The organism is Streptomyces capoamus (assembly GCF_014654935.1).
In the GTDB taxonomy this organism is placed as follows: domain Bacteria; phylum Actinomycetota; class Actinomycetes; order Streptomycetales; family Streptomycetaceae; genus Streptomyces; species Streptomyces capoamus.
Window position 1 is genome coordinate 186,045 of record NZ_BNBF01000007.1, and the last position, 8,001, is coordinate 194,045.

General features: G+C 75.0%; 5 protein-coding genes. 3 read left to right on the top strand and 2 right to left on the bottom strand.

Features of this window, described 5'->3' with window-relative positions:
* The first annotated feature begins 105 nt into the window (after positions 1-105).
* Both IE312_RS13890 and lon read left to right on the top strand, forming a co-directional pair.
* Positions 106-966, top strand: coding sequence for a rhomboid-like protein (locus IE312_RS13890; RefSeq protein WP_189981588.1), 861 nt, complete (start codon positions 106-108; stop codon positions 964-966).
* A gap of 89 nt (positions 967-1,055) precedes the next feature.
* Positions 1,056-3,485, top strand: coding sequence for an endopeptidase La (lon, locus tag IE312_RS13895; RefSeq protein ID WP_189981590.1), 2,430 nt, complete (start codon positions 1,056-1,058; stop codon positions 3,483-3,485).
* A gap of 396 nt (positions 3,486-3,881) precedes the next feature.
* Here the strand turns inward: lon and IE312_RS13900 are convergent, their stop codons facing one another.
* Together IE312_RS13900 and IE312_RS13905 are read right to left on the bottom strand one after the other, a co-directional pair.
* Entirely contained in the window at positions 3,882-6,236 is a 2,355-nt protein-coding gene (locus tag IE312_RS13900; protein ID WP_189981592.1) for a SpoIIE family protein phosphatase, read from the bottom strand.
* 132 nt (positions 6,237-6,368) lie between these two features.
* A complete protein-coding gene (locus tag IE312_RS13905) occupies positions 6,369-7,193 on the bottom strand; it encodes a lysozyme (protein ID WP_189981594.1) in 825 nt (274 codons plus the stop codon).
* A 244-nt stretch (positions 7,194-7,437) separates the two neighbouring features.
* Here IE312_RS13905 and IE312_RS13910 point away from each other — a divergent pair, with 244 nt between their 5' ends.
* Positions 7,438-7,929, top strand: a complete 492-nt coding sequence (locus IE312_RS13910) for a MarR family winged helix-turn-helix transcriptional regulator (protein ID WP_189981596.1) — start codon at positions 7,438-7,440, stop codon at positions 7,927-7,929.
* Positions 7,930-8,001: the final 72 nt, after the last annotated feature.

Consider the following 8,001-nt stretch of genomic DNA (forward strand, 5'->3'; position numbering starts at 1 on the left):
CCGGGGGGTGAGAGCTTGCTGTGAATCCGCTCCCGCGTGGCGCCGGTCATGGACACCGGCGCGCCGAGCACGAAGGGTGGGGCGCGACGGAAGGAGCGCTTCGGCGTGGAACGCGGTACGACGGACCCGGCGCGGGACGCCGCCCTCCCGGACGGCACGGCCGCCGTGCCGCCCCCGGCCCTGGGCGGCCTGCTGGACGGCCTGCCCCGCCCGCGCGCGGGTGCCGCGGGCCCTGCCGCTGCCCCCGCCCCGCCGGGCCTCTCGCCGGCGCGTCCGCGGCGCCTGGTGCCGCCCCGGGCACGTCCTCGGTGCCTGCTGCCGACCCGGGCACGTCCCCGGTGCCTGCTGCCGACCCCGGCCGGCACCCCGTTCACCGTCGCCTACGCGGCCGTCCTGGCCGTCACCTCCCTGGTCGCGGCCCTGGCCGACCCCGCCCTGGTGCACGCGCTCCAGCAGGGTTCCAGCACGGACGTCGCCCACCTGGTGCGCACACCGCTGCTGGTGCTGCCGGCGAGCGCGCTGTGGATCGCGGGCGGGGTCGTCTCGCCGTATGCGGCCCTGTTCGTGCTGGTGCTCACCGCGCTGGAGCGGCGCATAGGCGGAGTGTGGGCCGCCGGCGTCTTCGTGGCCGGTCATGTACTGGCCACCCTCGCCACCGAGGTCCCGGTGGGTCTCGCCGTCCTCGCCGGCCACCTGCCCGGCTCCTCGCTGCACCGCCTCGACTACGGCATCAGCTTCGGCGTGGCCACGAGCACCGGCGCCCTGGCCGGCCTGCTCCGCCCCCGGCTCCGCTGGCCCGCCCTGGCCCTGACCTCCTGGGTCCTGCTGACCGGCCTCGTGTCCGGTACGGACCCGCTGACCGGCTGGGGGCATGTGATCGCCCTGGTGGCAGGGGTGGCCGCCTGGCCGCTGGTCCGGCGCCGGCACCGGGCGGTCCGGACCCCGCCGCCCCTCCGGCACACATGATCGCTCCTAGCGAACACCTGCCCGGGAACAATGGGCCGCGCCAGAACATTGAGTCGGCATAGCTCAAGTTGACTGCCTAAGGGGAAATCATGGCTGCTGAGTCACCGGCGTTCACGCTGACCCTGCCCGTGCTGCCGCTCGACGACGAGGTCGTGCTGCCCGGGATGGTGGTTCCGCTGGACCTGAGCGACGCCGAGGTGCGGGCCGCGGTGGAGGCCGCGCAGGCCGCCGCCCGCTCGGAACCCGGCAAGCCCAAGGTGCTGCTGGTGCCGCGCGTCGACGGCACGTACGCCAGGACCGGCGTCCTCGGCACGGTGGAGCAGGTCGGCCGGCTGGCCGACGGTGACCCGGGGGCCCTGATCCGCGGCCGGAGCCGGGTGCGCATCGGCGCCGGCACCACCGGCCCGGGCGCCGCGCTCTGGGTCGAGGGCGCCCGCGTCGAGGAGGACGTCCCGGAGCCGCTGCCCGGCCAGGTCGCCGAGCTGGTCAAGGAGTACAAGGCGCTCGCCACCACCTGGCTCAAGAAGCGCGGCGCCTGGCAGGTCGTGGACCGCGTCCAGGCCATCGACGACGTGCCGGCGCTGGCCGACAACTCCGGCTACTCGCCGTTCCTGACCACCGAGCAGAAGCTCGAACTGCTGGAGACCGCCGATCCGGTGGACCGGCTCAAGCTCGCCACGCAGCTGCTGCGCGACCACCTCGCGGAGCAGGAGGTGGCCGAGACCATCGCCAAGGACGTCCAGGAGGGCGTCGACAAGCAGCAGCGCGAGTTCCTGCTGCGCCGTCAGCTGGAGGCCGTCCGCAAGGAGCTGCGCGAGCTGAACGGCAAGAACTCCAAGGATTCCGCCGAGGAGTCCGACGACTACCGTGCCCGCGTCGAGGCCGCCGGCCTGCCGGAGAAGGTGCGCGAGGCCGCCCTCAAGGAGGTCGACAAGCTGGAGCGCGCCTCCGACCAGTCGCCCGAGGGCTCCTGGATCCGCACCTGGCTGGACACCGTCCTGGAGATGCCGTGGAACGAGCGGACCGAGGACGCGTACGACATCCAGGGCGCCCAGGCGGTCCTCGACGCCGAGCACGCCGGTCTGGAGGACGTCAAGGAGCGCATCACCGAGTACCTGGCCGTGCGCAAGCGGCGCACCGACCGCGGGCTCGGCGTCATCGGCGGCCGGCGCGGCGGTGCCGTACTCGCCCTGGTCGGCCCGCCCGGTGTCGGAAAGACCAGTCTGGGGGAGAGCGTCGCCCACGCGATGGGCCGCAGGTTCGTCCGGGTCGCCCTCGGCGGCGTCCGCGACGAGGCCGAGATCCGCGGCCACCGCCGCACCTACGTCGGCGCGCTGCCCGGCCGGATCGTGCGGGCGATCAAGGAAGCCGGTTCCATGAACCCGGTGGTCCTGCTCGACGAGATCGACAAGGTGGGCTCGGACTTCCGGGGCGACCCGGCCGCCGCCCTCCTGGAGGTGCTCGACCCGGCGCAGAACCACACCTTCCGGGACCACTACCTGGAGGTCGAACTCGACCTGTCCGACGTGGTCTTCCTCGCCACCGCCAACGTCCTGGAGGCGATCCCGGAGGCGCTCGCCGACCGCATGGAGATCGTCCGCCTGGACGGCTACACCGAGGACGAGAAGGTCGTCATCGCCCGCGACCACCTGCTCCCGCGCCAGCTGGAGCGGGCCGGCCTGGACGCGCAGGAAGTGACGCTGGAGGAGGGCGCGCTGCGCAAGCTCGCCGGCGAGTACACCCGCGAGGCGGGCGTGCGGACCCTGGAGCGGTCCATCGCGCGACTGCTGCGCAAGATCGCCGCCCAGCACGAACTGGGCGAGCGGGAGCTGCCGTTCACCGTCACCGGCGGCGATCTGCGCGCCCTGATCGGCCGGCCGCACCACGTGCCCGAGTCCGCCCAGGACCCGGCCGAGCGCCGTACGGCCGTGCCCGGTGTGGCGACCGGCCTCGCGGTCACCGGCGCCGGCGGTGACGTGCTCTACGTGGAGGCGTCCCTGGCCGACCCGGAGACGGGCGCGGCGGGTCTGACCCTCACCGGGCAGCTCGGTGACGTGATGAAGGAGTCGGCGCAGATCGCGCTGAGCTTCCTGCGCAGCCACGGCGCCGAACTCGAACTGCCGGTGGCCGACCTGAAGGACCGGGGCGTGCACATCCACTTCCCGGCGGGCGCGGTGCCGAAGGACGGCCCGAGCGCGGGCGTCACGATGACCACGGCCCTCGCCTCGCTGCTCTCCGGCCGCCTGGTCCGCACGGACGTGGCCATGACCGGCGAGGTCTCGCTGACCGGCCGGGTGCTGCCGATCGGTGGGGTGAAGCAGAAGCTGCTCGCCGCCCACCGCGCCGGGGTGACCACCGTGATCATCCCCAAGCGCAACGAGCCCGACCTGGACGACGTGCCGGCCGAGGTGCTGGACAAGCTGGACGTCCACGCCGTCACCGACGTCCGCCAGGTCCTGGAACTGGCGCTCGCGCCCGCCACGAGCGACGCGGCGCCGGAGGTCCCGGCCGCGGCGTGACGGACGCGGCCGGAAAGGGCGAGGCCCGGGTCCACCTAGGGGCCCGGGCCCCGGCCGTACATCCGAAGAACGGGGACACTCGGTGGAAGCCAGGCGTGAGCCGGCCTGCCGAGCAGCCTGCGGCCCGATCGGGGCCAAGATCCCCGACGACCGCTACGGCAGCTGCCTGGAGTTCGTGGCGGCCCTGCGCGGCGCCGTCGCCGGGGCCGGCCCGCGCGGTCCGGGACCGGCCCGCGCGGTCCGGGACCGGCGCCCGTGCCGCCGCCCGCGCACCCGCGGCCGGCCGCGGCCCCCGGGCCCCCGCCCGAGCCGCCCGCCTGGGCCGGGCCCGTGCTGGGGGCGCCCCGCTAGCGGGGGCACGTCCGGCCGCGCCGCGCCCCCGGTCGAGTCCGCGGATCAGAGCGCGGTCAGCGACTGTTCCGCCCACACCGTCTTGCCGACCCGGTCGTGCCGGGTGCCCCAGCGCTGGGCGAGCTGGGCGACCAGCAGCAGGCCCCGGCCGCCCTCGTCGAAGATCCGGGCCCGGCGCATGTGCGGGGTGGTGCCGCTGGCGTCGTAGACCTCGCTGATCAGCTTGGTGCCCTGGTGGATGAGCCGGAGCCGGATGGGCGGGCGGCCGTAGCGGATGGCGTTGGTGACCAGCTCACTGACCATCAGCTCGGTGGTGAACGCGGCCTCGTCCAGGCCCCAGGCGGACAGCTGCTCGGTCGCGTACCGGCGGGCCAGCGCGACCACGGCGGGCCGGTCGTCCAGCTGCCAGGAGGCGACCAGGTCCGCGTGCAGCGCCCGGGTACGGGCCACCAGCAGGGCGATGTCGTCGTCGGGGCGGTGGCTGAGCAGCTCCGTGAGGACCCGGTCGCACACCGACTCCAGGGACGTCGCGGGGCGGCCGAGCGCGGCGAACATCTTGTCCAGCGCCACGTCGATGTCGTGGTCGCGGGCCTCCAGCAGCCCGTCGGTGTACAGCGCGAGCAGGCTGCCCTCGGGAAGTTCCGTCTCGATCGCCTCGAACGGCAGCCCGCCGAGCCCGAGCGGCGGCCCCGCGGGCACGTCGAGGAAGCGGACGGTGCCGTCGGGGCTCACCACGGCGGGCGGCGGATGCCCGGCCCGGGCCGCCGAGCACCGGCGCGAGACCGGGTCGTAGACGGCGTACAGGCAGGTGGTGCCGATGCCGCCGGCGGTGTCGGCACCCGGGTCCGCGCTGCCCTCGTCGGCGGCCAGCCGCAGCACCAGGTCGTCCAGGTGGGTGAGCAGCTCGTCGGCCGGCAGGTCGACGTCGGCGAGGGTGCGCACCGCCGTGCGCAGCCGGCCCATGGTGGCGGACGCCCGGATGCCGTGGCCCACCACGTCTCCCACCACCAGCGCGACCCGCGCCCCGGACAGCGGGATCACGTCGAACCAGTCGCCGCCCACACCGGCCCGGGTCGCGGCCGGCAGGTACCGGGTGGCGATCTCCAGCGCCTCCTGCTCGGGCAGGGTGTGCGGCAGCAGGCTGCGCTGCAGGGTCATGGTGGTGGTACGGGACCCGGAGGAGCCGTGGGCCTGCTCGACACCGGTGGCCGCCTTCGCGGTGAACTCCTCGGCGAGCCGCAGCTCCTGGGGCCCGAAGGGCCCGCGCTCGGGGCGCCGGCCGAACAGGGCCACGCCCAGGGCGCCGTCCGGCACCAGCAGCGGCACCGCCAGCAGGGAGCGCACGCCGGCCGCGCGCAGCCACCCGGCGCCCGGGTCCAGCGCCGCCCACTCGGCGATCTCCGGGTCCGTCGTGTCGTACAGCTGGGGGCGGCCCGCCGCCAGGCAGCGGGCGGGCGGCGAGCCGGCCGGGCAGACGACGGTCTGGCCGACGCCGGTGCCGTGGCCGGGCCGGTCGCCGTGCGGGACCGCGCGCAGGGCGGCCCGGCGCAGGACGACCTGTTCCGGTGCGGCGGCACCGGAGACCGTCCGCGGGGAGTCGAGCAGGTCGACCGTCATGACGTCGGCCAGCCGGGGAACCGTGACCTCGCCGAGTTCCTGGGCGGCGCGTGCCTGGTCGCCCAGGGTCCCGGCGGCCGGGCCGGAGCCGTCGGGGGGCCGCGGCCCGGCGGTGGTCTCCGGGGACGGCTGCGGCACGGACAGGCAGACGGCCCGCACCCGGCCGTCGGCGTCCTTCAGCGGGGTGAGGACGGTGGGCCGTTCCAGATCCGGACCGAGCCGGCCCCGCGCCTCCTGCGGCCGGCCGGAGTCCAGCGCCAGCCGCATCGCCCGGTCGGCCTCCTCGCTCGCCGCCCCCGGCACGATGTGCGCGAGGCGCAGCCCGCGCATCGCCGCCTCGGGCAGGGCGAGGGCGTGCTCCAGCCGGCGGTTGGCGCGCACCAGGCGCAGGTCCGCGTCGAAGATCGCCAGCGGGAAAGGGGACTGGAGGAACGTCCACTCCTCCAGCGGTTCGCCGCGCGGCGGCTGGGCGCGGGCCGTCACGGCGCTCACCACGAGCCAGTCGGCGGCCCCGGCCGGGGAGCTGCGGCGGTGGGCGAGCACGCCCAGTTCCAGCAGCCGGCCGTCCCGGTGGCGCAGCGGGACGGTGCCGTTCCAGCGGGTGCGTCCGGCCAGCGCCCGCCGGACCGCCGTGTGGCCGGAGGCGAGCAGCGCGGTGGCGGGCCGGCCGACCACCGCCGGGGAGTCGTAGCCGAGCAGCTGCCGCGCGCCCTCGCTCCAGCCGGTCAGGATGCCGTGCTCATCGATGGTGGCCGTGGCCGTGTACGTCGACTGTCGCTCCATCGCCGCTCATCTCGCCCTTGCTCGGCAGGCTCTCCCTGACCAGCATGATCCCGGGCGGCGCGGAGCACCAACGCAGCGCGGCGGACCCGGCGGACCCGGTGGCCGCGGCCGGCGGGGGCCACCGGGGGCACCTCAGCCGAGGGCCAGCGCCTGCACCCGGTCGAGCGCGCCGTTGAACTTGTCGTGGTCGCCGACGGTCGGGCCGGAGGAGGTGTACTGCCACATCGTGTAGAACGCCCAGCCGGCCGGCAGCGTCCCCGGGTCGGCGGCGTAGCGGGCGATCCACAGCGGGTCGTTCGCCGCGAAGCCGCCGTAGTTGCCGGTGCACTGGGTCCACCAGCTGGTGGCCGTGTAGATCACCGGGTAGCGGCCGGTGCGTGCCTTGTAGGTCGCGACGAAGTCGGCGATCCAGCCGACCATCTGGCTCGCGGTCTTGCCGTAGCAGGCGGCGCCGTACGGGTTCCACTCGATGTCGAGGGCGCCGGGCAGGGTCCGGCCGTCCCGGGACCAGCCGCCGCCGTGGTCCACGAAGTAGGCGGCCTGGGTGGCACCGCTGGTGGTGTCGGGGGTGGCGAAGTGGTACGAGCCGCGGATCATGCCGACGTTGTAGGAGCCGTTGTACTGCTGCGCGAAGTACGGGTTGGTGTAGTAGGTGCCTTCCGTGGCCTTCGTGTACGCCCAGCGCACCCCGCTGTTCCACAGCGTCGACCAGGCGACGTTGCCCTGGTACGCGGCGACGTCGACGCCCTCGGTCTGGGTGACGTAACCGGGCGCGGGCGTGCCGTCCTGGCCGTCGTGGGCGAGGACGCCCATGCCCATGTGGGCGGAGCCGCGGGCGGGTGCGCTCGCGGCCCGTGCGGAGGTGAGCGGGAGGCTGAGGGAGAGCGCCGCGAGGAGTGCCGTGAGGAGGACGGCGAGGGGGCGGGGGCGGGCGGGACCGGGTCTGAGCACGGGCATGGCGTGCCTCCGGGGGAGCGAAGTGGGGGGGGGGAGCTGTGGGGGGCTCATGGCGCGGAACGCCGACCACTGGCGTGGGCATGCCAGTGGGGGCGTGGTAAAGAAGCTACGCACGTAGATACGGAGTGGGAAGGGGATCCGGGCGACGCCGTTGGTCTACGCCTGCGAAATACTGACGGAGCTGCGGCAACGACGACTTTTGACGGAAACTTTCACCACCACGAAACCGAGCAGGGGTGCTGACGTGCACGAGGACGGAAACGGTGGCGCCCAGGGCGTCGTCGGCCAGGTGACACCCAGTGGTGCAGACCAGGAATTCCTGTCACTGGAACGCGAGTTGACCGTGCTGCTGCGGCGGGCCCGCGCCAACCAGGGCGAGATGGCCCGCGAGGTCCACCCCGACCTGGAGTCCTCCGCCTACGGACTGCTCATCCGGCTGGACGAACTGGGCGGCCAGCGGGCCACGGCACTCGCCGCCTACATCGGCGTCGGCAAGGCCACCATGTCCCGCCAGCTGCGCGCCCTGGAGGAGCTGGGCCTCATCGCCCGCGAACCCGACCCCGCCGACGGCCGCGCCTGGCTCGTCACCCTCACCGAGGAGGGCCGCCGCCGCGTCGGCACGGTCCGCGAGGCCCGCCGCGCCCGCTACGTCCGCCAGCTCGCCCACTGGGACCGCAGCGAGGTCGCCGAGCTGGCCCGGCTGCTCCACGAGCTGAACGGCGTCATGGCCAAATGAGCGCCGTCAGGGACGCCGGCGCGGCGGCGTAGCCGTCACACGGTCGCAGCCGTCGCAGCGGTCGCAGCCGTC